A 26,234-nucleotide genomic window follows, 5' to 3' on the forward strand; every position below is an offset into this window, starting at 1 on the left:
CCCAATGGCACTGTTACAGAAGAATTCCAACGTGGACACAAAACTCCTCATTTCCCCTAAAGAACTCTCTTCTTTATTAGCAGAAAAATCCTCACAAACTGTCATTATAGATACGCGAAGTCCAGAAGAATATGCTGTTTCGCACCTTCCTCAATCTATCAATATTCACGCATTTTTCACTTATCTTTTGGATAACTCTTCTCCAGAAGGATTAAAGAAATTGCAAGCATATTTTGCTGAAATTATGAGCGAGGTAGGAATATCTGCTACAGAAAGGTTAATAGTCTATGAGGATACTTTAAATAAAGGCTACGGCCAATCTTGTCGAGCGGCTTTTTTACTCCAGTATTTGGGTTGTGCTGAGGTATCTGTGTTACACGGGGGATATCAAGCATGGCTGGCTGCTGGTTTACCTACCACCGATGAAGTACCTGAAAGTGAAAGCAGTATATTTAGATTGCACCTCAACCCTGACATCATGGTTTCTAAAGCCGAGATGTTGCAGGCTCTTGATGATCCGGCGATTATTAAATTAGATGTGCGCGATCGCATAGAATGGCAAGGACTGAGCTCTTCTCCCTATGCTCCAGATTTTTGTCCTCGCAAGGGTAGAATCCCTAACGCCGTATGGCTGGAATGGCATTTGCTGATGAATTGTGACTCTCAAATCCCCATGTTCCGCTCAAAAGCAGAAATCCTCACAATTTGTCAGTCTGTGGGTATTACCCCCAATTCTATTGTCTACCTTTACTGCTTTAAGGGTTCCAGGGCGGCTAATACACTTATAGCCATGCAAGAAGCTGGAATTAATGCTAGAAATTATTTCGGCTCCTGGAATGAATGGTCTCGCGATTTCTCTCTTCCCATCGATAGCCGCGTCATCTAAGCCAGTGAAGGGGTCTAGGTAATTTCCGTGCTGTTTTCCATCCTACTAAATTAAATCTTCTGAGAGTGCGATCGCTCTTATCCATCTCAAGGAATACTAGGATAGTGTGACATCTCTCTAGTATTTTGATATGCGCCAATTGTTTCTGCATCTACGTAACTGGGCAGTCTTCAGCATCCTCTGTCTACTTTTAAGCTGGTCACTCCCTGCACAAGCCGCTAGTCCCATTGATTCCCAACTAGAACAGCAAGTATTACAAATTCTCCGGGCACACCCAGAGGTAATTATTGAATCTGTCCAGGCATACCAGCAACAACAGCAACAGAAAATACAGCAAGGACGGCAGGCATTTTTACAGGATTTAAAAACCAATACCAAAGCGGTGATTGGTGAATCTCCCACCAAGGGAACTGCATTAAAAACAGTGGTGATAGAATTCTCAGATTTTGAATGTCCCTACTGTGCTGAAGCCAATAAAACCCTGAAACAGTTGTTAGCCAAGTATCCCAATGAGTTGACATTGGTTTATAAGCATTTTCCTCTAAGTCAAATTCATGCTGAAGCATTACCTGCTGCTAAAGCTGCTTGGGCAGCAAATCAGCAGGGTAAATTCTGGGAATATCATGATGCTCTGTTTACTAATCAAAAGCAACTTGGCGAAGCATTATATTTAGATATTGCTAAAAATCTCAATTTAGATTTGGTAACTTTTAAAAGTGACAGGAATCTTGCCGATACCGCCATTCAAAAAGACCTCCAGCTAGCTCAAAATTTAGGGCTTTCTGGTACACCTTCTTTTGTAATTAATAACAAGAATTTTTCTGGTGCGGTGCAGTTATCAGAAATCGAGGGTATCTTGCAGGCTGTAAGGTAACATTTCATCTCTGCAAAATATTTGTATAGACAAACACCCTACTATTTCATCACAATGTGCATCTTTAGTTAGAGGTTTCATGCCCTGTTAAACTGCTGTACTTGAATCATGTGTAAGGAGTAGGTAATGAGGAGTGAAAACGATAAAGGTTTCTCACTCCTCTTATTCTTGAGTCCTATTACTACTAAAATATCTGCTAGCTTCTTACCAAAAAAATACTTACACCACATCTATTTTGAAAACCATATTTTTTAATAGTAGTAGGATCATCTTGCTCCCATCTGGTACTAACGGGAAAGACTTCGGCGTGAGCGCTCAGTCGAACGCTGCCCGCACTACTCCAAGTTTCAAAATGGACGTGGTTTATCTCAATCGGACAGAAGCCCATTACTGTAATTTTTATATTCCATTGAAATTGGCAATTCTGTAAAAATAACATTACTATTTACATTTTGTTGTGGGAAAGGTTACAACAGGTATTGAGTAACTATTTTGCTAAGTAGAAGTTTAAAACAGAGTTTTGCAGAGTTACCTATAATTTGTCTGGGCTACTCTAGGCTTAACTCTAGGGAATTCTGCATTTAGTCTATTTCTTGAGCTTAAAAGGCAACTTTACCAAGCTCAGATACATCTATGTAACTAGAATAAACCGTAAGAAGGAAATTTTGAGGTAATAAATGCATCGCGTTAGGTTTTGGATATTGTTCCCGTTAACCTTGGTAGCCAGTTTTGCCCAACTACTGCTGCAATCTAAACAATCTATGGCAGAATTTGCGCCGGATGTAGTCGAAAATGTGAGTCCGACTTTGTTAGCAAAGGCCAGTTACCTCTCAGCGTTGGAACAAGGAGTGATTGATGAAACTAACAAAATACGGACAAATCCCCGATCATACATCCCTATCTTAGAAAACTACAAGAAACGCTTCCAGGGCAATCAAGTTAGAATCTCTAATAAGACCTATTTGATGACTCAGGAAGGAGTCAAACCAGTTAATGAGGCGATCGCCTTTCTTAAGTCTGTCCGTCCTCTAGGGGCGTTGAGTGCATCTAAGGGTATGTCTTTAGGCGCTAAAGATCACGTCAAAGACCAAGGCAAAAAAGGCGCTACAGGTCATAATGGCAGCGATCGCAGTGATCCCTTTATTCGCATCAATCGCTATGGTGCATGGGAAACCACCGCAGGGGAAAATATTAGTTATGGACCAAAGACAGCCCAAGATATCGTGATGCAGTTAGTTATTGATGATGGTGTCCCATCACGGGGCCATCGTAAAAATATCTTTAACCCTGCTTTTAAAGTCACAGGAGTGGCTTTTGGCATTCACGCTAAATATAGGCAGATGTGCGTGATTACCTACGCTGGAGGTTATCGAGAAAAATAATGTCAAAATTAAAAGAAGAATAAACAAGAGAACGGGAATTAATGGGCGATCGCCATAATCATACGGCTACCGGTGCTCAACATCTTAACGTCTACGTCCAGGGTAAAGGATTCCCTATACTGGGCTTACACGGTCATCCTGGTACTGGTCATAATCTTTCTGTCTTCACCAACCATTTATCAAAACGCTACCAAACTTTGTCCCCAGATTTGCGTGGATATGGCAAAAGTCGCTTTCAGGGCAATTTTGCCATGGACGACCATTTGACAGATTTAGAAGCGCTGCTAGACCGCTTTGAGATTGAAAAATGTCTAGTCTTGGGATGGTCACTTGGTGGTATTTTAGCCATGGAATTGGCCCTAAGATTACCACAGCGGGTTAGTGGGCTGATTTTGGTAGCGACAGCAGCTAGACCCCGTGGAAATCATCCCCCCATCTCTTTGCCAGATAATGTTTATACTGGCGTTGCGGCCCTATTGAACTATATTAAACCGAGTTGGCAGTGGAATATTGAGACTTTTGGCAAGCGATCGCTATTCCGCTACTTAATCCAACAACATACACCCACCGCTTACGGCTACATAGCTAGGGAAGCCGTACAAGCTTATTTGCAAACCTCCCCTGGTGCTACTCGTGCTCTCTATAGTGCGATTCAATCTGGGTACAACCGACTTCCAGACCTTCAGCAAATTGAATGTCCCAGCCTAGTACTTGCTGGCGCCGAAGACCGGCATATCACGGCTGATTCCAGCTTAGAAACAGCTCAACACCTCAAAAATTCTCAGTGGCATTGTTACCCCAATACCGCCCATCTTTTCCCCTGGGAAATTCCCCAACAATTACTGAGGGATATTGACCTGTGGCTGGAACAACACCCAGAAGTCTTAAACAATTAAAAATTAAAAATTAAAACCCCGACTGAAAAATAAGATACCTGTAGACCTACGCCCTTGACCTTCCGGTAGGAAAGGGGTATTAGACCCGAACATCCTGATCAAATTTTAGATTTTAGATTTTAGATTTTGCATTGTTGGCATCGTTCCCAGACTTAGCCTAGGAACGATGATCGCCTATTAAATTGTATTAAATTTGACCGCTAAAGGCAGGCTTTACTTTACGGTCAATCCTTTCCCCCAAGTCTTCGGCAATTGTCAAAGCAGTAGGCTTACATTGCTTAACATTCACAATGATTCCCTGGGCTCCTTCAATTTCTAAATCTTCTACATAGCCAATGCTGGCCCATTTTGCATCAAACGAACTGAGAAATGGCCCAAAGTAGTAAGTACAACGGGGATTCTGAGTCAATATTTCTACCCACCAAGCACGTCCGAAATTGTTGAGTATATTAATCAACGCTTCCTTGAAAATATGCCAAATAGTTTTCATGGTTTTCACCAATTTATAAACGTAGTACAGACTGCTAACGATATGTTGCTTTTATTCTGTTTTACATTTCTTTATACTCTTTTACTCTGCTTTTTTCAAAGAGATTTTTTGCAATTTATCAAGATACAGGGTATTTAGAGACCGTTGACGATAAATTTCATAAAGCGCCATACCCGCTGCCACTGAGGCATTCAGGCTGGGAGTCTTACCTTGTAGGGGAATTGACACCAAAATATCACAGGCTCGTTGTGTCAACATACTGAGACCTTCGCCTTCAGCGCCAACTACCAAAACGATAGGGCCTCTGAAATTCACTGTATGCAGAGGTTCGCTCCCGCTGGCAGCGGTGCCGTAAATCCAAAAACCAGCCTCTTTCAATTCTTCTAAGGCTCGGCCGAGGTTGACTACTCTGGCTACGGGGAAGTTTTCTAAAGCACCTGCTGCCACTTTGACCACGGTGGAAGTGATCCCAGATGCTCTTCTTTGGGGGATCACCAATCCCTGGGCGCCGATGGCTTCAGCAGTGCGAATAATTGCTCCCAAGTTGTGAGGGTCAGTAATGCTGTCAGCAACTACAATTACGGGATCAATGAGAGATTTCGCCTGTTCAATCAGTTCAGGTAATTCGATGTAGGCGTAGGGGGCAATTTGCGCTGCTATACCTTGGTGATTAGCCCCTTCTGTGATTTGGTCTAAGCGCTTGGGTTCTACTTCATCAATGACCGCACCATGATCTTTAGCTTGGAGAATCAGATGGTGAAAGCGGGAATCGTAGCGCAGACGAGCAGTTATCCAGATACGGTTCAAACCGCGTCCATTTTCTAAAGCGCTCAATACTGGATGGCGGCCGTAAATCAGATCGCTATCTTCTGTTTCTTTGATCGCTGGGGATGGAGTGGAGAATTGGCGGGGTTGGCGTGGTCTACCAGAGATGATGGGGTTACCTTCTCCGTTGTCGGCTTGGCGTTGTCTACTAGAGATGATGGGTTTAACTTCTCCATTGCTCCCTTGGCGTGTTCTGCCAGGGATGATGGGCTTAACTTCTCCATTGTCGGCTTGGCGTGTTCTACTAGAGATAATGGGCTTAACTTCTGCATTGCCCCCTTGGCGTGGTCTACTAGAGATGATGGGCTTACCTTCCCCATTGCCTTGATTACGATTTGGGTTGGCGAGGATGCGCTTACCCTTAATTTTTATGGGCTGCCCACGATTAGGTTCGCCAGAAGTCTTGATTTTTCTAGGTTTATTGCTTGTCATACGAGTATTTGGTTGTGGTATTGCGTATTGATAGGCATCCCAATTACCTGAATTTACTGAACTTGATCGACTGATTTTCCTATCGGGAGATTGAGTTTTCCGCTATTTCTCTAGATGGATTTTTTGTAACAGTTCGGTTAAGCGTTGGTAATCGGTGAGATATAGGTAGCCAATTAAAGTTTCTAGACTAGTTGCCTGTTGATAAATTCCGGGATCAACTCGCTTAGGGTGTCTTGCGGCAGCGTTTCGACCGCGCCGGACAATTTCTAATTCGTTACTCCTCAGGTGCGGCGTCAGCGATCGCAAATGAAGCGCTTGTGTTTCCGCTCTTACCTGCGCCACTACCAGACGATGGTAAGTTTCTGACCGCTGCTGTGGCACCAGATAAAATATCCTAACATACAATTCATAAATTGCATCCCCCAAGTATGCCAAAGCCGATGGAGTAATTTGTTGCACTTGTGATTGGGATATTGGTAGGGGTAATTGTGCAGTGATTGCCAAGAGCGCTGGGGTCAAAGATGAATTCTGCTCCACTGCTTCATCTTCTCGATCTAATCGCTCTTCCTCCTTTGGGTTCACAAGTGCAACATTCCTTGACTGACTATAATTTGGGTAATCTGCTTTACAAAAATTTCTACTTTACTAAGTATGCCATAATGCTGTGCTTAGTATATTCAACACTAAAAGAATACTGGCTAATGGGATTTTTTTGATTAGGAAGCTATCTTCAGGATAAAGTATGAAGTAGGATTTTTTTGTTTCTTCCCTGGAGATATAGTACAAAGATTTGTTTTTACCTCTCCCACAAGGAGAGAGGTAATATGCCAGAAGGTTTAAGAATCAAGCTATCTGATGTTGAATCTGGATAGCTGAATTTATCCGCAGGATCTCAAGCAATTAAGGCGACTTGATGTTTTCTAGAGCTGCATCAACTGATGTTTGCAGGGAGAGAAACTTCTCTAAGCGAACAAGCTTGACCGTTTGAGTTACGCGGGCATTTGTGACGATTTGTAAGGTGCCATCGGCGTTTTGAGCCTGCTTGGCTAGCTGCACCAGCGCACCCAAGCCGGAGCTATCAACAAAGTCAATTTGTGAGAGATCCAGAATTATGTGCTTTGGGCCCTCGTCGATCTTGCTGCCAAGTACCTTGCGAAATGTCGGCTCAGAAAAAGCGTCTAACAAACCTGTGAGGCGGAATAGCTGGCAGTTATCCCGGACTTCACGAGTGCCCCTCAGGCTTACGGTTAGGTTCAATGGCTCAGCAATAATTCCCTCCTCATCCTCATAAGTTAAAGTGAACGCTCAAGTATAGATGTTTTTTGAGCAAATTGTCTACAATCTGCTGGGATAGGGGGGTATTGGAATTCAAAATTCAAACTTCAAACTCTAAGTCCCCCACCTATCATATTTACTTAACTTTTGCAATTGCTGCTTGACGTGCTGTTTGCATTGATTGCACAAACTGCTCAAACAGGTAATCAGCATCATGGGGCCCAGGACTGGCTTCTGGGTGATACTGAACGGAAAAAATTGGCAGGGACTTGTGACGTACTCCAGCAACGGTGAGATCGTTTAAGTTTAGGTGACTGACTTCAACTACTGCTGTAGGTAGAGAATCTGGGTCAATGGCAAAACTGTGGTTTTGGCTGGTAATTTCTATCCGTTGCTGTAAACCCGCAGGCTGATTTAAACCACGATGACCAAATTTGAGTTTAAAGGTTTCCGCTCCCAGAGCATGACCTAAAATTTGGTGTCCCATACAAATCCCAAAGATGGGTTTTTGACTCAACAGCAGTGCTTTAGCAGTTTCAATACCTTCAGTGACAGCAGAGGGATCTCCGGGGCCATTGGAAAGAAAGATCCCATCGGGGTTGTAGTTGAGAATTTCTTCTGGTGACGTATCAGCAGGAACGACGATTACTCGACAACCATAACTTGCCAAACGACGCAAAATATTACGTTTAACACCAAAGTCAAGGGCGACAACGGTGAATGATTCTCCAATATTAGCCGCAGCATCTTGGTTGAATTCCCAAGCTGGGGCTGTGGGATTTGACCATTCATAAGTTGTGGAAGTGGTGACTTCGCGCACCAAATTTAATCCGGCCATGCTGGGTGCTGCCTGCACCTGTTCTAGTAACTCGGCTTCATCAAGAATGGCTGTGGAAATGCCACCATTCATGGCTCCAAGAGTCCGAATTTTACGGGTGAGGGAGCGGGTATCGATGCCGTATATACCTGGTATCTGCTGCTGTTTGAGGTAATCAGGTAAGGATTGTGTTGATCGCCAATTACTTGGGCGTTGACAAATATTCCGAGCGATCGCTCCCCGCACTTGGGGTCGTGCTGATTCCTCATCTTCGGAATTGACGCCAGTGTTACCCAATTCAGGATAGGTAAAAATCACTATTTGACCGCGATAACTAGGGTCGGTCAACACTTCTTGATATCCGGTCATGCCAGTGTTAAACACCACTTCTCCAATCGTGGTTCCCAGAGCGCCGAAAGACCAACCGCGATAAGTGGTACCATCTGCCAAAACAAGTAAAGCAGGTATTGTGTCAGACAGGGGCATAGGTAATGGGTAATAGGTAATGGGTAATGGGTGATGGGTAATGGGTGATGGGTAATTATCCCCAGACCCTAGTCCTGCGATCGCTAATTATCTCATGAGTTTATGACTTGCGATTTCTCAGAGCAATTTATTCAAAATATTTGCAGGGGAATTCGCGGGTGGGATGTAGATTGGAAAGAGCCAGGGCAGTTAAAATTGAGTCAACTATGCTTCAGCCCTTTTTATCTCACACAGCCCTAATTTGTCTCTCCAGCACTCTAGTGGTTTTGAGTGTTGGCTGTAGTCAAGACAAACAAACGACTGGTAGTCAACAGCAACCACAGCCCGCTGACAATCTGGCTCTTGTGCGGCCTCCTGCCAAACCAACACTACCACCAGCTAGCCCAAAAGCAGAACCCAAATATGAGCCAAGTTCTTTGGAACTGGCCCTAGACAAAGCTACTGGCGCTTTGAATATCAGTAAATCTGCTCAATCTTCAGATGATTGGAATTTGGTGGCGAGTCAGTTTCAGGATGCGATCGCCCTGATGAAAAAAGTGCAGCGACAAAGTCCCAATTTTCCCTTTGCTCAAGCACAAATCTCAGAATACCGCCGCCAAATTAAGTATGCCCAACAAAGAGCAAATCCTCCCAAGGAGCCAGCCACACCTCCTCGACCTAAGAGAGTAGTAGTTATTGTTCCCCAACCAGCAAGAACACCAACGTCTACCCGGCCCCTTTTCCCCCCTGTGCAAACAAAACTGCCACCACCAGCGCCTGTTTTCTCTTCAACAGAAATCCTCACCCAAGATAATGAGGTATTTACAGCCCCCATTAAACGGCGAATGGGTGGAACGCCAATTGTGGAAGTTACCTTCAATGGTCAGCAGCGATTTGACATGATTGTGGATACAGGAGCCAGTGGAACCGTCATTACCCAAAAAATGGCGATCGCCTTAGGAGTAGTGCCAGTGGGGAAAGCGAAGGCAAATACTGCTAGTGCTAGAGCCGTGGAATTTCCCGTTGGCTACGTTAACTCCATGGAAGTTGGCGGGGTGATGGCGAATCAAGTACCAGTAGCGATCGCCGGAGCCGAACTAGAAACTGGACTTTTAGGACATGACTTTTTTGGCAATTACGATGTCACTATCAAGCGCAATTTCGTAGAATTTCGCCCCCAATCCCGCCCCTAAATCAATCCCGCAGAAACTGAATTAACTGTTCCAACTTGGCCCAAGGGCTACCGCTTTGTAAGATTTCCTTGGCCACACTCACACCTTGGGCGTGGTTGAGTAGGGGTATTGCACCCCCCACTTGCAGCGCCAGGGAGGCATTTAAGGCCACCACGTCCTGTTGTGCCTGAGTTCCCTTACCTTGCAGCACCGCCTTGAGAATTGACTTATTCTCTTGGACATCCCCACCCCTGAGTGCTGCTAAGGGAGCAGGCGTGATATCTAACTCTAGGGGATTAACGGTAGTTAACTGCACCTCACCATCAGATAACACCGCCAAATCAGTTAAATCCCCTAAACCTGCTTCATCTAGTCTTTCTCGACCATGTAAAGCGATCGCTTTGGACTTACCCAACTGGTGTAACGCTTGGGCAATTGTTGCCAACAGATTGGGATCAAATACCCCCATGACCTGCCCAGTGGGACGCAAGGGATTGACTAAGGGCCCTAGTAAATTAAACACCGTCCGTACTTTTAGCGATCGCCGCAACGGCCCAACTGCCTTGAGTGCTGGATGCCAACCAGGTGCAAACAAGAAAGTAATTCCCACCTCTTGGACTGCTGCTTGCACCTTTTCGCTTGAGGCACTCAAGTTAACTCCCAAAGCTTCCAAAACATCTGCACTCCCCGTGAGACTTGACGCTGAACGACTACCATGTTTAGCCACGGGTACACCATAGGCAGCCGCCACAAAAGCAACCGCTGTGGAAATATTAAAGGTTGATGCCCCATCACCACCAGTGCCACAAGTATCAATCACAGGGATTGGGGATTGGGAAGAAATCGATTGAGATTGCAATACTTCAGCCATCCCCACCAACTCGTCAGTCGAAACGCCTTTGAAGTGCAACGCCGTTAAAATCGCCCCCGATAACTCTGGGGGAACAGTTTCGCTTAACCACCCTTGCATCAATTCCGTAGCTTGGAAGCGGGACAAGGATTGGCGATCTAATAATTGTTGTAGCAGAATATGCCAGCTAGCAGAGGATTCTTGAGCCAGGATGGGGGAATTAGTCATAGTTAAGCTTTGTATGTGTAGCTCAGTTTAAGTATCTGCCAGTTATCCTATCGAAAAATTAGCACCTATCAAAGTTAGGCGAAAACATCAAGGCTTAACTGCAAAGCTGAATTGGGAATTCACTTATTGTTAAATTTTTATCCAAATTTTCTTCAACTTGATAATTACTAATAAATAACTCTTTCCCCTTAGCTGCCCCACTTTGTTTGTAGTTATTCATCCCATACTGCATTTCCCACTCAGCCAGATTAACTGATTGAAAATTTTCTCGAATCTGTGGCGAATTATCGTAAGTGATTAGCCAATTATGATGACATTGTTTTAAAAGTTCAGCAAATTTTTGATGTTCAAAAGAAGTATGCAAATTACCATTTTTACCATATAACCTTGATGAAGTTGCCCTCAAATACGGTGGATCTAAGAAGATAAATACATCTTCCCCTTCTGGATATAATAGATGGCTATAATCCAAATTGGTAATTTGTACATTTTCTGATAAAATATCTCCTAATTTCTCCAGGCGTTGTATTGACGAATCAGTAAACCTTTTATAAAAAGCTTGCTGAGAAAAACCGCCTGATTCTACAGTTCCTGAAAAAGTAATTCTATTAAGAACAAAAAAGCGCACTGCTCTTTCAGAATCCGTAAGTTTGTTAACATCTAAATTAGTTAGTTCTCTAAATAAAAACTTACCGTCTTTGCAGTTATTTTTTATCTGAATTACTTCAGAAACTAACTTAGATATATCAGACTGAGCAACCTTCCAAAATAAATATAACTCAGGATTTAAATCATTAATCCAAATTTTCAAATTAGGAAATTTTTGCTTTAAGTAAATAAATACAGAACCACCACCAACAAAAGGTTCTCTAAATTCTGCAAAGCTTTCTGGCAAGTATTCAACTATTTGCTTTATTGCTTTTGACTTACCACCAGGATAGCGGAGCGGGCTTTTGATCATCATTTACAAAAATTGTTAAATCATTTTAATGTATATCTTATACTATGTACCTTACACGCCAGTAATTATATTTGCTGGGACAATAGCCAAATTATTCTAAAAAAGATTATAGAGCATATTCCATCAAGCGGCTTTAAGCAAGTAAATAATTTATTCTCTGGCAGGGGATTTAACATTTACAAGATATTTACTTGATTTACATCAAAACTATTTATATTAATTTCCTTTAAAATTTTACATCATAAGTTACCTCTTGCACTATTCTCAATTAGCCCTTAAATAAATTTATCACCGAAACCTTTAGTCAAAACTAACTATAATCATGCTTTTAACCAGTTTTAACTGGTTTGTGCTTTTAGCCGGAACTTTAGTTCAAGGCTTTTGGAAATTTGCTTTTAAAATTGCCTTATAGCTTACATATTGACAGAAAGCAAAGTATATGAATTGAATACTGCAAGTGACAACAGAAGTATTATATTTTAAAATATACTGATAATTCTTTTTCAGGATATCTAGAGCGATTTTGTTAGCTCATCAAAAGCTAGCATTCTCTCAGAAATATTTCTCAAATCAGCTATAGAGGATCATTAGTATGTCTCGTTCTGCACCCTATCAACCTTTGTTATTGCGAATTCTTCATGGCGCAAGTGGAATTTTAGCTATTGGGGCAATCATCACCGGCTTTTTGGTTTACAACACCTTTGACGGGCGATTTGGCAATATCCCACTGCCGAAAATTGAGCCAATTCAGGATATTCATGGTACCTTGGGGCTGTTCTTCTTGATGTTGCTGCCAGCTTTTGCCCTCTATAGCTTTCATGCTGGACAAAAACGCTTGATTCAACCGGATTCTTTATCGCAATTAACCCAAGTTAATAAGCCTATTTGGTGGGTTAGCCTGCAACGAATTACCAACACTTTTATGCTCATCGCCGCTGTTTTTGCAGTGATGTCTGGCAAGATGATGAAGGAAGAGTGGCTGCCCATGGGAGAACTTTACCACATTTGGTACTCCTGCCACCTAATTGCCTGGGTGGTGATGGTTTGTTGTCTGGCGATTCACCTTTTGATGTCTACTAAGGTGGGTGGTGCAACCCTGTTAATCTCGATGTTTTCTTGGACATTTCGCCCAGAAGAAAACCCTAGCCGTTGGTATATTCGTTGCCGTGAATGGTTGAGCAGTTTGCCAGCTAGTTTTGGTGTAGGTATAAATAATTGGATGCAGAATAATCTCTCTCTGAGAATTATTGAAGTGATTGTTCTGGGTGGAATTATTGCCGCATTTTTATTACCCCTATTGTTACCTAGCAATAATTCATAAAATTTTCTCTGGATATCTCACTCCATGGCATAAACCTTTGCCAAAATCTACCCAACCCTAGGGTGATTAACGAAAATAAAAAATATAATTCAGGGTTTAAATCATTAAGCCAAATCTTCAAATCAGTCAGGAAAATTGTGCTGTAAGTCAATACAAAACCACCATCCAGAAAAGATTCTCTAGATTCAGACAGGCTGGCTGGCAATTATTCAATTATTTAATCGCTTTTGACTAACCACCAGGATAGGGAAGCGATTCTTTTGTGATTGCTTAATTGCTTTATGCATATATAGCCATTTAGTAATGCAAAATGCTGCGGATGTTAAAATCACCAGACGCTAGCCAGCAACTAAAGAATTTATAAAGAATAAATTATCCGATGGTTAATAAAATCTCTAAAGCTAAGTTCCTGATAAGTTCCTGATAATTTACTTATGTATTTTCACGCCCAGGCTTTCACCAGATGAACAATTATATTAACTTTAAAAATTTGGTTAAATATACCGCTTGTTACTGATGAAAAGTTTACATGATAAATGGGAATCTTTGTGATATACTTTACGCTGTAAATACATGCATTCGTAGCAAAATTTAAGTAAGATGAAACACGGTTTTATTACATTACACCTGTTGTTGATACCAGCTTTTGTTGGTTTATTTAACCAACAAGCATTCAGTGTTACCCTTAACACTGTTAATTGGGACGCAGATAACTCAGCGAACGGTTCCGGTTCTGGAACATTAGATGGCGTTGGTGCTATCAGCTACACCACAAGCCCTGCTAATGGTAGTAACGCAGGAACCAGCTTCACTAACGATTGGAGTGCATCAACTGCAACCAATAATGCATACGGCGGCACTTTTCTTGAGGGGGTTGCTTTAGGTACTGCATCGAATGGGACTACAACCCAAACTATTTCCTTCACCGGCACCATAGTAAACCCCATACTGCTCTTCAATTATACAGACGCTAACACGTCCTTTGATTTCTCCAGTATTGCTACTAATGGAATAACCTTGTTGGATTTCCAGAATGCCTCATTGAGTGGTTCAACTGTTACCGTTGGCGCTGCTAACAACGGATTTAATGATGGGTTTGCTGTAAGCATTGCAGGGAGTTTTACAAATGGCTTCAGCTTCACAAGTACTGGTACTGGCGGCGGTAGTACACCTTCAACTGCAGGGTTTACAGTTGGACAAGTTGCAGAAGAAGTGCCTGAACCTGCTTCAATGATGGGTCTTATTATGGGATTGAGTCCCTTTGGTATGGGTTGGTACCACAAACGCAAACAGTTGCAGAAATCTGCCTAGACTTATTCTTCAACAAAAACCTAATATTTCTGGGTAATATGCAAATTATGAAGGAAGGCTGTAATACAAAATTATAGTCTTCCTTTTTCATCGTAAAGAGCGAAATATTACCCGTCCCGGACAGTCTTCTTGATTAATTCGCGCATACACCCGGAGACAAGTTAATACTTCCCCAGGGTTACCACCATAGTCTAGTTGCAAGTCATCTTTAGACAAAGTACAAATATCTGCATAAAGTCCTGATAATTGGCGAATCCGCACATTATTACCTGCATTAGTTGCCTTATCGGCTACTTTTTTGAGGATGCGCCGCGATTCTTGTTGCAGCTTGCCCCACCAAGAATAGCGCTCGGCTGGGGGAATGAATATGAGGGAATGTATTGCCTCATCCATGTCAATCCAAGCCCGTAGATTTAAAATTGGATCAGCATTTTCTTCAGTCTTTTGGGTGCGTTGGAAGCGATCGCCTAAAACATCAATATATTGATGTCGCTGTTCTGGTTTGGACTGCAAGGAGATGACATCAAAGCTAAAAATGCTCTTTAAAGCATGATGGAAATCTGGTTCTATTTCCATAAATTTGATATACAAGTACAAAAAACCTGCGAGTAAATGCAGATCCTCAGATTCGTAAATTTGGGGAAATTCGGTCTTTAAAAGTGCTTTTTGGGATAAACACAACCCTTTAGCCTTGACACTGCCACTAAGTCCAGGGTAGATAACTTGATCCCGGATGAAGGGAAGTTTGTAGAGATGTATATTATCTGCGATCGCACCAGATTCTTGAGCGAATTCCAAAGCACGCTGTCGCCAAGATGTGGCCAAATCCTCTGGTACTCGCAGTAACCTGCGTTGAACTTCGTTCCACAAATCTGCGTCTTTTTGGCTTTGTAGTGGGGAATTCCCTAGATATAAACTCAATTCTTGATCAGAATTAAAAGCCTCTCGCAGACGATTCAGTTTTAACTCGCTTCCGCAGTCTACCTCTGGGGGTGTGATAGTTGCTTTTTGCAGCAGGCTGTGGAGTTCTTGCAGCACTTCGTCACATACATTAGCACCAGGATCTAGCGGTAATTCTGCCTGAGCTTTTTTCAGAGAAGCCTCTAGTCCGTACAGGCTAAACCGCAGTAACTGGGCTAACTCTGAGTTTTCTATCTCTAATAGCTTTTTGAAGTGCTGCATAGAAGGTTGTTTTTTGATCTAGTGCGCCCTGAATTGTGGGAATTTTCCCCCATTTCCTACAAGAGAATGGGGGTTAGGTAGATTTGATGTTTTTTAATTAATGGATACCGCAAAAGGGATCGCGTTCTTTATCGACTTCGTTGGGTTGTAATTCTAGTTCAGCACAAAAAATGCATCCTGATTCCTGAAGGCATTCTTGATTTGTCGATGTCCAGTAGGGGACTTCACCAGCGTGCATTCGCAGTATGCCTTTATCATCGAGAGAAACACGATATTGACAAGGGTAATCTGTGGTTACATCTGGTTTGCTGAGTGCGCCTATTCTGAGCCATTTTTTGCTGTTGGTTTCAGCGTCTGTTTGATAAATATAAAAGGTGTGCTGGCCAGCTTGGGGAAAGGGGGGCAAGGGGTTGCTAATTAACCCGCTTCCTGGTTGGGTGACGCCATCGAGCAGATAGTGAAATGTTAGCAGTGATTTACTTTCATCCTTGCCAACTTCAAATACTAAATGATAGGCATCTGGTTGATCAACTGTTGCTGATTCTAAAACATTGATAGCAATATCACCATCATTGAGTTCTTTATTGGGGCCTTCTACGGCGATATTCCATTTCAACTTACCATCAGCAAACAAATCTAAATTTTCTGCTGTAACGGATGCTGAAGATATTGCTGAATTTAGATCAATGCCAGAAATATCAATCAAATAATGGGGATTTCCCTGACACAGCAGGACGGTAAATTGTAGGGTTTGGTCAATCTCAAATTGAACTTTGATTTTTGTGAGAAACTCCCTTTCTTCCATCTGTAGTTTATCCATCAGGCTTTTGCCGTCGAAGCTGCCCCAGAGCCGTAAATCTCCATCTTCGTAGTCTTGCCGATAGATGATGTTAGTTAATTGTATACCTTGCCACCCGGTGCGAACTTTGGCGACACTATCCCAGGGGGCGAGTTGATAGAGTTCTTGTCCAGCATTAAATATTGGCAGCAGGTCGTTACTTTGGGTTTTGCGTTTGAAGTTACAGGGCAAATAATAGAATAGGTTTTTGACATCTATTTCTAATTGGTTGGCTCCTTTACGCAGTAATTCTTTAGACTCCTCTGGGTCAAATCTCAGTCTTCGCAATTTCTCGGCATAACAAGCACCGGCGGAGGTGGCGAGTTTGGTAAATTCCAGTACAAAGGTGATGCGTTCTGGATTCCAGACGAAATATGGAGATTTGCTAAATTCTTGGTAAATTTGCTGCTGTACAAGGTCAAGATTGCAAGTTTTGCCTGAGAGAATCAACCAATCAACTTTATGGGTACTGGCAGATTCTTTAGTGATATCTTTTGTATGTAAGCGGCTCTCCATCAGTCCTTGGGCAATGCCGATCGCTTCTTTAATTGGGGAAATGGCAGCGCGTTCAAATTGCTGGCACTCTAGGGTGAGGGAAATGGTATTTGGATCTCTAACTAAGAATTTGACGCCGCTTTGGGTAAGTAGTTCCCCAATTTGCTGTTCAGAAAGGGTGAAAGTTAGCTGAGAATTATCGCCTAGTGGCTTTTGTCCCAATTTGAGTTTGGCGGTTTCGCTATGTTCCCAGAGGGTATAAAAGGTTTGCAGGCGTTGGGGTGCTTGTTGCCAACGGGTGGGTAAAACTTTCTCAGCTGTATCGAGGGCATCTTTAGAAGCCACATCACCTTCAGGGTTTTCTTTGTCTATACATTTCAAAAGACTGCCGCTTTTGAATTTACCTTGTTCTAAGAAGCGCTCGTTTAATTCAGAGTTAATTAAATCTTCGAGCTTATCGCTTTCTAAATCACCTTTGGTGACTGCTGTTAACAGAAAATCGGCGATCGCAATTTTCAATAATCTAAAAATTCGCAAGGTGATTAACTCGCCGCCTAACTGTAGATGTCCAGAGGAACCTAGAAGTTTTGGGGTAAGTTTATAGTAACGTCCTCCCAAACCTCGGTCTTCATGGTCGGCAAAGTAGGGGGTTTTATCTTCTAAAGTGAGTTCAATTAAGGCTAAGTCTGTGGTGCCACCGCCAATATCCAAGACGAGGACGTTTTGTGACCATTTATTCCCTGATTGGCGACAACGGGTTTTAAATGACTCAATCCCGATGTTGAGATTACCGCCAAATTCGCGCCACAAAAAGAATATCGCCACCGCCACAGCTTCATCGTAGGCAGTTTGCACATCTTCAATCCCCAACTGTTCAACGAGTTCTTTAACTTCCTTGCGAACCATTGGGGGGGCGACTGTGGGGTAAGTGACGACTGCTGTTAAGAACTCACCTTCGGAAAATCTGCGTCTGGCTTGTTGGCGGTAATCTTCGGTTAATTGGATCAGATTTCCCCAAGCTGCTTGAATTAACTCTTTGACGTTGATTGTTTCTTCTTGTCCATCCAAGATGACTGGAAAAGACCGCTCTTGACCAAAGTAACGCTTAGGGGAGTGGTGAAAGCGGCTGATAATTTCTTTTAAAGAACTGCTTGTTCCTTGGGCGATCGCTTTTTTTCTGTTGTCGCTAGCTTCCCTACCCATCCGCAGTTGTAGGGGGGTCAATTGGGAAATTTCCAACTCACTCTTAATTTCGGTGTCGCGGCGATCAATATCTAACACCACCGGGATGAGGTTTTGTGACTCTAGGGTAGGAACGCGGAAAACGTCGTGATATATCTGGTAAAGCTTTTTGCTCACAGCCCGACGGAAGCGATCGCTATTTCCCAAACACAACTCGATTTGGCGAACAGCTTCCAAAAATTGCTCTTTGCGATCGCTCTCAAAAACTTCACTTAAGCGGTGCGGTTCAATCTCCAGATTTTTGCTAATATCCGCCAAAAACTTTTCCCATTCAATCGCACTTACATCTGGTAAAGCCACCGAAGCCGGAGAACTCAGCCATTGGCCCAAGCGATCGCGTAACCGTAATTCTTGCTCTCTGGGTAAGATTTCGGCGATCGGTACTTCAATCGGATCGAAAAGCGTCACAGTAGAGTTAGAAGTTCCAAAATCTAACGCGAACCATCCAGGAAATCTTTTTTGTTGCTTCTGGCTTGGTTCTATCTCCCTTGTTTGTTGCTCACTAGAGTTATGAAGATTGAGTTGAAAAGGGTTCATTGCAGTATCCATTTCTGTTATTGGCTTAATTGGCAACTGCTGAGAATCTGGTAGAAACCACAGATAACAGGAAGCCCCGATATGCTTTTGTACAGACAATAGCGGATTTCCCGCTGCATCAGCATCAAAATATTCAACCATCACCTGCAAAGTGCAATTAACAGGTTCTATTAAAGGTTGCTCTAGTTTACAAGGGTATTGTTCTAATTGCCACAAATTAGACATTTCCAGCGGTATGAAAAAGCTGAAAGGTTTATAGGCTTTTTGAATTTGTACTGCCAGTTCTATTGGCGTACCTCTAACAGTGCAGACAATCCGCGAAATATGGGGAATATTACTGCCAAAAGCCAAAATTTCAATAGCAGGAATATCCAAGTTATTATTTTCTTTTACCCGCATTTGGTAGCGAGGTGGAAGCCGAATTTCCACAGACATTTTAGATTTTCCTTAAGTCCAAAATTTATCCTAAATTTGTCCTGTATTTTTTTCGATCACCACTGACAAATAACGCCTAAATCTCTGAATAAGAAATGGTAGCTAATTCTGAAAGAATCTGTAACCAAGCCGGAACTTCTAACTTATTTGGTGAGTCTCCAGCAGCAATGTACCTGAGCAAAGCTTCTTGTTTAGAGAGGTTTTGCAGACTGGGAATAATTTGATCCAAAATCCCTTCTAGTTCGGAATTCACCTGCTGATTAACTTCACTAACATACTGGACAAGGTGCAGACTAGCGCTAGCAGTAATTTCATCTCGCAGTCGCAGTACAAAAAGTTGGTGATTGGCGGATCTGGGTAAATTTTGGTTTCTCTCTGGTGCCCAATCAAAGATTTGACCAATGTTGTGTTTATCGTCTTGACGAGCCAAGGGAAACATAATTCCTGGAGAAATACCTTGATCTTTGCTACTAATTTCTGAGATGATTGCTGCTTGCCATTGGTGAGGATCACATCCCAACAGCAGTTTATAAAAAAGGTCGGCTGCTTCTAAACCAAATTTAGATTCAATATCTGGTTCCATTTCTGGGTTAAGCAGAGTCTGCAAATGTTCCCGTTCTACAACTACTTGAGTTGATAATTTGCTCAACCAATCTGTAACTGCCTGCCCCATGAGGTCACGGGCAAAATTTTCTAATTCCTGAACAGTTTTTTCAAAAATTGGATAAAAATCATCGCTCTTTGTCGGCAGAGAATTATTAACTCTTTTGCCCCGGTCAAATAGTTTCCCCGCTGCACCTTTAGATTCTGCTAAAGCAATTGTGCCATTGTTGGCTTTATTGAAAAGCAAAGTCCACTGGCTCCAGTTAAGTATTCTAAATGTTAGTTCATCTTTGACCACATCGCTGACCACCAATCCCCGCCGGTCTTTGAGTGGTTCTTTGCCTAAATCTTTTTGAAAATTTCTGTAAGTTTTATCCAAGCTTTCAATTACCAAGCGCAATTCGCTTAAAGCTGGACTGTCTGCCGTGGGTATCCCTTGCTCGTGAATTTCTTCTAAAATCTGCTTCAGGTGATCTTGTTGTTGACGCACCGCATCAGCAGACCTACGAGTATCTTCATGCAATTGCTTGAGACCATGAGTAGCGACGTGAGTTTGAATCAATTCTCGCAGTTTGCCAATACCCCCATCTTGAGCAAAGTAACCTAGTTGTCTACCAAGATAGTTGCGGGCATCAGACTCTTGCAACAGTTCGCTTAACCGTCCCCATTTTTGTTGCAGTCGTTTAGATTGTTCCAAGTAATTAGGATAATCTAAATTAGCCAAAAACTCTGGTGAGCCTGCTTTAATTGTACTCGAACGCTTTGCCAACTCAGCTAATCCTAACAGCGGCGACAGCAGAACAATCCGCTCTTTTTTGGTGGTAAAAGCTTCAGCCCCATCAATAATAGTTTGCAGCACTTTGAGTTTTTGGAAAACAGTGTTCACCTGCAAAGCATTGGGAGTGACATTATCCTCAATCAGGTGATCAAGTTCTTTTTCACCGCCCTCATTTTCTAGGGGTAGTTGATCAAAGCGACCGACACCAACGAGAATCAGATCCTTGAGGTCTTGTCCTGGCCGCTGCTGCTGCATCATCGTAAAAATTTTATTGGCGCGATCGCTTCCCGGCGATTTACCATTGAGCAGCACGAGAATTGTTTGCACTTCTACCAATTCCCGCAGAGATAAAAATGTATCCCGTGCGCTGGAATTCGCCGCCCCCAAACCGGGAAAGTCTAAGAGCATAAATTCAGAAATACCCGCCACATCCCAAATTTCTCGTGATACTTTTACCTCAATATCAACCCGACGGATGAGTAAAAAGCTCTTTTGCAATAACTTAGTCGCTAATTGCTGGGGTGCACTTGGTAACCGGATATGGGCTGGTGGGAGATCCTCAAAATTGAGAGTTTGAATAGCAGCAGGCATTTCGGCTAGCTGTAATCCTTCACGGGCAGTAGTAGCATCAATTTCATAGCTGTTCCCGCACATAGCTTCCCCATAGGCCTGATAAGCGCGCAGAAACAACACCAACTCCCGCAGTAGATAACGTAGCTCTAAATTATTACTGCTTTTCCATGCTTCCTCACACCAGTTGAGAATATCTTGCCCAGTTTTGATCAATGCCTGTGGTAGGGGGGGGAGTCCAGCCGCTATTGTCCGTCGGTTAGCTTCCTCTAACATGAAATTGAGGCAATCTTTCACCCCTTCATGAGACAAATAATCTACAGTGTAATTGTCTACTTGTGTAGTCGCAAAGCCTTCTTGCAGTCGGATATGAATGGCGGTGACGTTACCTGTAGTGGGATTTTCACTAACTGGTAAGGCGTCTGCATAGCCAATCAGGCTACCTAAAAGCAAAGTTTTACCGCTACTGAATTCTCCCATCACGCCAATTTTGACTGGTGAAGTGGCAAGTTCTACAGTTTTCTCGGCAGTTTCCCGCAGGCGAACTAGGCAGTTATCAAGGCTAGTAGGAACCCAGTCTTCTTGTTGAGAAGGCTGTTGGGGTACTGAGTCTATTTTTCGGAGAATGAATTCGCCGTACTCCTGAAAACGGCCCAGTTTTTCTATTTCCATAAAGTAGTTTTCTCCCTCAGATAATTTTCTGTGAGTTTTATAACATAAAAAATGCGAACAACTACTAGTCATGCAACAGTAGATAGCCCATCTTCTATCGCTCTGGGGCTATTTGCTATTTTAGGTTGAGTGAGTTTTAAGAGCTGATAGCACCCTCAAAAAGATAGTTTCAGGGGCAAAGGTCAAAAATCAGTCAATATTTACCCGTAAAGGTAAATCAGATTCGGTAAGCATAACCCTTGGGAAAAACCTATCCAAAATTGGTCAGCCAATGCAAGGAAGGCAGCTTGGAGAATCTCGTTTTCACCCAAAATCTTGGGTGATGCCTCGCTGCGCACTGAGTTTACCCATCTAACGAGTAGATTTTGGATCAGGAACCACCAATGAAAGGATAACTTTAATGAAGCCCCAGAATTAGGATGAACTTCTCAGTAAGTTATTGTTTATATTTTTTCAGTCTCATTTTATTTAATTTATATATTTTTTACTTCACAATAAGTTTATAATTTATTAGTAAATTTTGCCATAATTTCATACTCTTATAGTTTAAATGTGTTAGAGAATCAAATTCATGATGTATTTTAGATCACTGAGTGCTGTAATTTTTGAGGCAGACATAGCTATAAGTTTCTTTCGGACAGGTAGCAGCACTAATTTCCTGATTTTGCATCTATCTAAAGTATTCTAAAAGACTATTCAGATATCCATAGCTGGGGAGTTATAAGTAATTCTAACTTCAGTAATTTCACCATTTCTCTAGAAGAGAAAACAAAATAATCTAGTTGTAATTATGTAAAGAACTTCTCTACTTAATGAGAATTAAGTAAAGAATTTACCTCTATATATTTCTTTAGACAATTATTGAAACTTCCATTAAAAACTTCTGCAAAACAGGCAGGTAAAAGTGTTTACGGAAATAGTGTCAGACTTGATCGACCAAATTTTGGTTGTAGGGGCAGAAATACAACGGTCGGAGCAACTACTTTGCCAACAGGCAGATACACAACCTCTGATGATTTGGATAGCTGGAAGCGATACACTTTACCAATATTTCAATGCAGTTTGGTGGGAATTTACGGGGCAATGTCTGAAAACAGATCGCAATGGAAGTGCTTCAGTAGAGGATAACCGCAACACTTGGGCTAGTAGCGTCCATCCAGAAGATATAAAGGGGTGTGAAGATATATATTACAGCGCATTTCCGTTGCATGATTCTTTTCAGAGGCAATATCGCCTACGCCGTGCCGATGGTAAGTATCGCTGGATTTTAGATACGGCTGCCCCACGGTTTGCAACGGATGGTAGCTTTCTTGGTTATATAGGTTATCTTGTGGATGTTACAGATGTTGAAATAGAAAAAATACCAACTCACGATAGTGAAGTTAGTACTGAGCGAAAATTGGCACAAATTGCACTAGAAGTAGAAAATCAAAACCTAAAAGTGACTGTCGAGAAACAGGCAATAGAGTTAGAAACAGTATTTGAACAACTGCAAGGTGAAATCGCACAACGCTGCCAAGTTGAAGAACAGTTACGCCAAAAAACTTCAGAACTGGCGGCAATTTTACAGGTGCTGCCCGATTTATACTTTCGTCTTGATGCTGATGGTACTGTCCTAGATTTCAAGGCGGGAAAGACGCATAATCTACCCAGCCTCTCAGAAGTTGTTCAAGTCCAGCAGATACTGGAATACCTACCGCCTGCGGTGGCAATTCGCTTTCAAAAAGCAATAACTCAAGTACTGGTGACTAAATCTTCAGTCAGTTTTGACTATGTCTTACCGCTGCCATTTGACAATAGTCATTTTCAAGCCAGTTTATCACCATTGCCATGGGAACAAATCATCGTTCTTATTCGTGATCTGAACGAAAGTACACAAGCATCAGTAGCCAAATTTCAAATCCTGGCCCAAAGGGAAGCACTGATTAATCGTATTGCCAATCAGATCCGAGCTTCCTTGGAACTTAATTCGATTTTAGAAACTGCTGTCCAAGAGATCCACAAAATATTCAATATTGATCACTGCGGCTTTGTTTGGTATCGACAAAACACTGATGTACCCTACTGGGAGGTTGTCTCGGAGGCTAAATATCCCCACCTAAACAGTCTGCTAGGTTTCAAACCGACTAGTAGTGAAATTGGGCCAATAGCCACAAAATCCTTGAATAAAGAAATTATTCAGATTGATAATGTTGCTACTGAGAATGATTCCATCGCACGGAAGTTTTTTACTGAACTTGGCTTCACTGCTTTTATGTCACTACCTGTACATACTCAATGTGGTGAAATTGGTGCATTTACATGTAGTTATTGTAGCGGCTTCCGACCTTGGGAAGAAAGTGAAGTGGAATTGCTAGAAGCGGTTATAGTTCAACTAGCGATCGCCATTGACCAAGCCAAACTCTATCAACAAAGTCGCACGGCTGCTCAAATTGCCCAAGAGAAAGCAAAGCAGCTAGAAGCAGCTTTACAGGAACTTTCTTCTACTCAAGCGCAACTAATTCAAACTGAAAAAATGTCTAGTTTGGGACATTTGGTGGCGGGTGTTGCTCACGAAATCAATAATCCAGTCAATTTCATCTACGGCAATATTAGCCATGCCAGTGAATATATTAGCGATTTACTGCACTTGATTAAACTCTATCAACGGCACTATTTACCAGTACCAGAAGTTGAAAAGCAAATCAAAGCGATTGATTTAGATTTTCTCAGCGAAGATTTACCGAAAATCCTGGAGTCGATGAATATAGGTGCCGAACGTATTCGGCAGATTGTTCTATCTTTACGCAACTTCTCCCGCCTGGATGAAGCTGGGATGAAGCCAGTTGATATCCATGAAGGACTTGATAATACCTTACTGCTGTTGCAAAATCGCCTCAAAGCTAAAGTAGGATGTTCGGAAATCAAGGTCAGCAAAGAATACGGCAACCTACCAGCGGTCAATTGTTATGCCGCACAGTTGAATCAAGTGTTTATGAATCTGTTGGTTAATGCCATCGATGCCTTGGAGGAGTCATTTGTCATGGGCAAAATGACTGAAAAACCCAAAATTCGCATTCGCACTCTGATCGAAAATGGCGATCGCCTCATAATCAGCATAGCTGACAACGGTCACGGGATGAGTCCACAAGTCCAAAGCCGCCTATTTGACCCCTTCTTCACTACAAAACCTGTGGGTAAAGGAACTGGTATAGGGCTATCCATTAGCTACCAAATTGTTGTAGAAAAACACAAAGGGCAATTGCAGTGTTTTTCAGCACCAGGAGAGGGTGCAGAGTTTGTGGTGACGATTCCTCTGAGTTAATAATCTGCTGTCTCCAAACTGTAGTTCAGAGATCCCTATTTTTTTGGCAAATTCACTCTTGTTTATACATCAGACATTTGTCAGTATATGACCACGACTGTACAGGTTTGTCTAGTAAATTGTCAACTTAGGATAAACTCTAATTCTTTCAATATCTGTAGAAGCCTGGAGTCACAAAGAACCTTCTGGGCTGAGGCAAAGAAGCTTTTTGGATCAACCAGATTTTGTTGCTTATAAACACTGGCTTGCAAACCCATCTCTAAACAATCAATCTCATGGATAAAGCGAGCTTCTGGTGATGTCCCTGCTTCATACTCTTTCCACAACGCTAAGTGAGTTGAACCACCAGGCAGTTTTGATAGAACTTTTTCCACAGATTGATATTCGAGACGGTGTTTTTCTGATGCCTCCACATTATCTAGAGGCGTAAAGTCGCCTGCATGGATTTCTCCAAGGTCATGTAATAACGCCATGCAAATCACTTTCCACTTATCCAATTCAGGAAAGTAAGACTCCACCAAAAATAGTGCCAATAGGGTGACGCAAAATGAATGTTCAGCAACACTCTCGCAATTCTGAGAGGGAAGACCACGTTGCAACCAACCTTGGCGATAGAGTTGTTTGAGATGATTGAACTCAAAATACGCTTCAACAATGGCTGATACTTTTTGGTTTTTGAGAAAATCGTGGGGTAAAGGAGCTTTAGTTTTCATCGTCATAAATGCCTCAATTTTTTAACACTCCAGCGAGTCAATCAACCCAAACTCGCCACAAGCTCCTTTAAGCGATCGCATCCATCACGAAAAACAGACCAACCATCACCCAGCAGTAACGCCTCAACCTTCTCCAACTCCGCTAATCTGCGAACAGATGCGATCGCCTCTTCCCGATTCCACAGCTTTTCATCTGGCAATATTGTCAACTTCCCCGCTTGATATGCCCGCACCAAATCTCCGACAATCAAAGTCGTCTCTTCCAGCAGCAGCGCCAATTCACCCGGAGTTTTTGAGCCTTTGAGTTCAATAGTTTTCAGTCCTGGAACCAACTCATCACCATCAGCCAACCACCGATCGCAAAATAGAGGGAAAGATTCCTTTTCCGCCGCCGGCGCCGCTATCTTCGCATAAGTTTGATCAGCAATTTCCTTAGCCGCCCGCAGATGATCAGAATTAGTCAGCACAATCCAAACCACACCGCCGAGGGATTTCAGATGATTCCAATCATGATTTGATAAAGCTACTGGGTCAATCAAGATATTGCCCTCTGGACGAATCCAGGCAACACCATTAAAATCAATATTTCTTGCAGGATTGAAAGTAGACCAGCCGTAGAGATCAAGACGGTGCAGAGATTTCATAGCAATTCTGGCTTAATACCTTCAATTATTTTGTAT

General features: G+C 42.5%; 20 protein-coding genes. 8 read left to right on the forward strand and 12 right to left on the reverse strand.

Translation table 11 applies throughout. The annotated features are described in order from the left end of the window. The first annotated feature begins 31 nt into the window (after positions 1 to 31). The 4 genes from H6G32_RS21310 to H6G32_RS21325 all read left to right on the forward strand — a co-directional run bounded on the left by H6G32_RS21310 (position 32) and on the right by H6G32_RS21325 (position 4,038). The gene (locus H6G32_RS21310) at positions 32 to 886 is read left to right on the forward strand and encodes a sulfurtransferase (RefSeq protein WP_190461879.1); all 855 of its coding nucleotides are present in this window, start codon (positions 32 to 34) and stop codon (positions 884 to 886) included. 130 nt (positions 887 to 1,016) lie between these two features. Continuing rightward, positions 1,017 to 1,760 (forward strand): DsbA family protein, encoded by a 744-nt coding sequence (locus H6G32_RS21315; protein WP_190461881.1) that lies wholly within the window; start codon positions 1,017 to 1,019, stop codon positions 1,758 to 1,760. Between the two features lie 677 nt (positions 1,761 to 2,437). Then, on the forward strand, positions 2,438 to 3,142 hold the full coding sequence (locus H6G32_RS21320; RefSeq protein WP_190461883.1) for a CAP domain-containing protein: 705 nt from the start codon (positions 2,438 to 2,440) through the stop codon (positions 3,140 to 3,142). A gap of 41 nt (positions 3,143 to 3,183) precedes the next feature. Next, the gene (locus tag H6G32_RS21325; protein WP_190461885.1) at positions 3,184 to 4,038 is read left to right on the forward strand and encodes an alpha/beta fold hydrolase; all 855 of its coding nucleotides are present in this window, start codon (positions 3,184 to 3,186) and stop codon (positions 4,036 to 4,038) included. A 187-nt stretch (positions 4,039 to 4,225) separates the two neighbouring features. On the opposite strand, the gene H6G32_RS21330 is transcribed toward H6G32_RS21325, so the two are convergent. From H6G32_RS21330 to carA, 5 genes are all read right to left on the reverse strand, one after another. Continuing rightward, positions 4,226 to 4,528, reverse strand: coding sequence for a DUF1816 domain-containing protein (locus H6G32_RS21330; protein WP_190461887.1), 303 nt, complete (start codon positions 4,526 to 4,528; stop codon positions 4,226 to 4,228). Positions 4,529 to 4,609: 81 nt separating this feature from the next. Further along, positions 4,610 to 5,785 carry a 23S rRNA (guanosine(2251)-2'-O)-methyltransferase RlmB gene (gene rlmB / locus H6G32_RS21335; protein WP_199328202.1) on the reverse strand — a complete coding sequence of 392 codons (1,176 nt, stop codon included), beginning with the start codon at positions 5,783 to 5,785 and terminating at the stop codon, positions 4,610 to 4,612. A 102-nt stretch (positions 5,786 to 5,887) separates the two neighbouring features. Continuing rightward, positions 5,888 to 6,367: a Mini-ribonuclease 3 gene (locus H6G32_RS21345; protein ID WP_190461889.1), complete on the reverse strand. Its 480-nt coding sequence runs from the start codon at positions 6,365 to 6,367 to the stop codon at positions 5,888 to 5,890. A gap of 318 nt (positions 6,368 to 6,685) precedes the next feature. Next, entirely contained in the window at positions 6,686 to 7,042 is a 357-nt protein-coding gene (locus H6G32_RS21350; RefSeq protein ID WP_199328203.1) for an STAS domain-containing protein, read from the reverse strand. Positions 7,043 to 7,196: 154 nt separating this feature from the next. Continuing rightward, complete coding sequence (gene carA, locus H6G32_RS21355; protein WP_190461891.1) at positions 7,197 to 8,363, reverse strand: glutamine-hydrolyzing carbamoyl-phosphate synthase small subunit; 1,167 nt, start codon at positions 8,361 to 8,363, stop codon at positions 7,197 to 7,199. A 206-nt stretch (positions 8,364 to 8,569) separates the two neighbouring features. Between carA and H6G32_RS21360 the strand changes: the two genes are divergently transcribed. Further along, positions 8,570 to 9,535 (forward strand): retropepsin-like aspartic protease family protein, encoded by a 966-nt coding sequence (locus H6G32_RS21360; protein WP_190461893.1) that lies wholly within the window; start codon positions 8,570 to 8,572, stop codon positions 9,533 to 9,535. A gap of 1 nt (position 9,536) precedes the next feature. Here H6G32_RS21360 and trpD read toward each other — a convergent pair whose 3' ends face one another. Then, a complete protein-coding gene (gene trpD / locus H6G32_RS21365) occupies positions 9,537 to 10,592 on the reverse strand; it encodes an anthranilate phosphoribosyltransferase (protein WP_190461895.1) in 1,056 nt (351 codons plus the stop codon). 94 nt (positions 10,593 to 10,686) lie between these two features. Continuing rightward, positions 10,687 to 11,553, reverse strand: coding sequence for a DNA adenine methylase (locus tag H6G32_RS21370; protein WP_190461922.1), 867 nt, complete (start codon positions 11,551 to 11,553; stop codon positions 10,687 to 10,689). Between the two features lie 592 nt (positions 11,554 to 12,145). Here H6G32_RS21370 and H6G32_RS21375 point away from each other — a divergent pair. Together H6G32_RS21375 and H6G32_RS21380 are read left to right on the forward strand one after the other, a co-directional pair. After that, positions 12,146 to 12,874: a cytochrome b/b6 domain-containing protein gene (locus H6G32_RS21375; RefSeq protein ID WP_190461897.1), complete on the forward strand. Its 729-nt coding sequence runs from the start codon at positions 12,146 to 12,148 to the stop codon at positions 12,872 to 12,874. Between the two features lie 600 nt (positions 12,875 to 13,474). Further along, positions 13,475 to 14,185: a PEP-CTERM sorting domain-containing protein gene (locus tag H6G32_RS21380; RefSeq protein ID WP_190461899.1), complete on the forward strand. Its 711-nt coding sequence runs from the start codon at positions 13,475 to 13,477 to the stop codon at positions 14,183 to 14,185. An 87-nt stretch (positions 14,186 to 14,272) separates the two neighbouring features. Here H6G32_RS21380 and H6G32_RS21385 read toward each other — a convergent pair whose 3' ends face one another. The 3 genes from H6G32_RS21385 to H6G32_RS21395 all read right to left on the reverse strand — a co-directional run bounded on the left by H6G32_RS21385 (position 14,273) and on the right by H6G32_RS21395 (position 21,537). Continuing rightward, positions 14,273 to 15,367 (reverse strand): hypothetical protein, encoded by a 1,095-nt coding sequence (locus H6G32_RS21385; protein ID WP_190461901.1) that lies wholly within the window; start codon positions 15,365 to 15,367, stop codon positions 14,273 to 14,275. A 97-nt stretch (positions 15,368 to 15,464) separates the two neighbouring features. Then, positions 15,465 to 18,914 (reverse strand): virulence factor SrfB, encoded by a 3,450-nt coding sequence (locus H6G32_RS21390; RefSeq protein ID WP_190461903.1) that lies wholly within the window; start codon positions 18,912 to 18,914, stop codon positions 15,465 to 15,467. A gap of 76 nt (positions 18,915 to 18,990) precedes the next feature. Continuing rightward, a complete protein-coding gene (locus H6G32_RS21395) occupies positions 18,991 to 21,537 on the reverse strand; it encodes a proteasome protein (protein ID WP_190461905.1) in 2,547 nt (848 codons plus the stop codon). Between the two features lie 919 nt (positions 21,538 to 22,456). Here H6G32_RS21395 and H6G32_RS21400 point away from each other — a divergent pair. Then, on the forward strand, positions 22,457 to 24,841 hold the full coding sequence (locus H6G32_RS21400; protein ID WP_309232617.1) for an ATP-binding protein: 2,385 nt from the start codon (positions 22,457 to 22,459) through the stop codon (positions 24,839 to 24,841). 122 nt (positions 24,842 to 24,963) lie between these two features. Here H6G32_RS21400 and H6G32_RS21405 read toward each other — a convergent pair whose 3' ends face one another. Beyond that, a complete protein-coding gene (locus H6G32_RS21405; RefSeq protein WP_242046673.1) occupies positions 24,964 to 25,560 on the reverse strand; it encodes an HD domain-containing protein in 597 nt (198 codons plus the stop codon). 35 nt (positions 25,561 to 25,595) lie between these two features. Next, entirely contained in the window at positions 25,596 to 26,198 is a 603-nt protein-coding gene (locus H6G32_RS21410; protein WP_190461908.1) for an MBL fold metallo-hydrolase, read from the reverse strand. Between the last annotated feature and the right edge of the window lie 36 nt (positions 26,199 to 26,234).

It is taken from the genome of Cylindrospermum sp. FACHB-282 (assembly GCF_014697195.1).
In the GTDB taxonomy this organism is placed as follows: domain Bacteria; phylum Cyanobacteriota; class Cyanobacteriia; order Cyanobacteriales; family Nostocaceae; genus Cylindrospermum.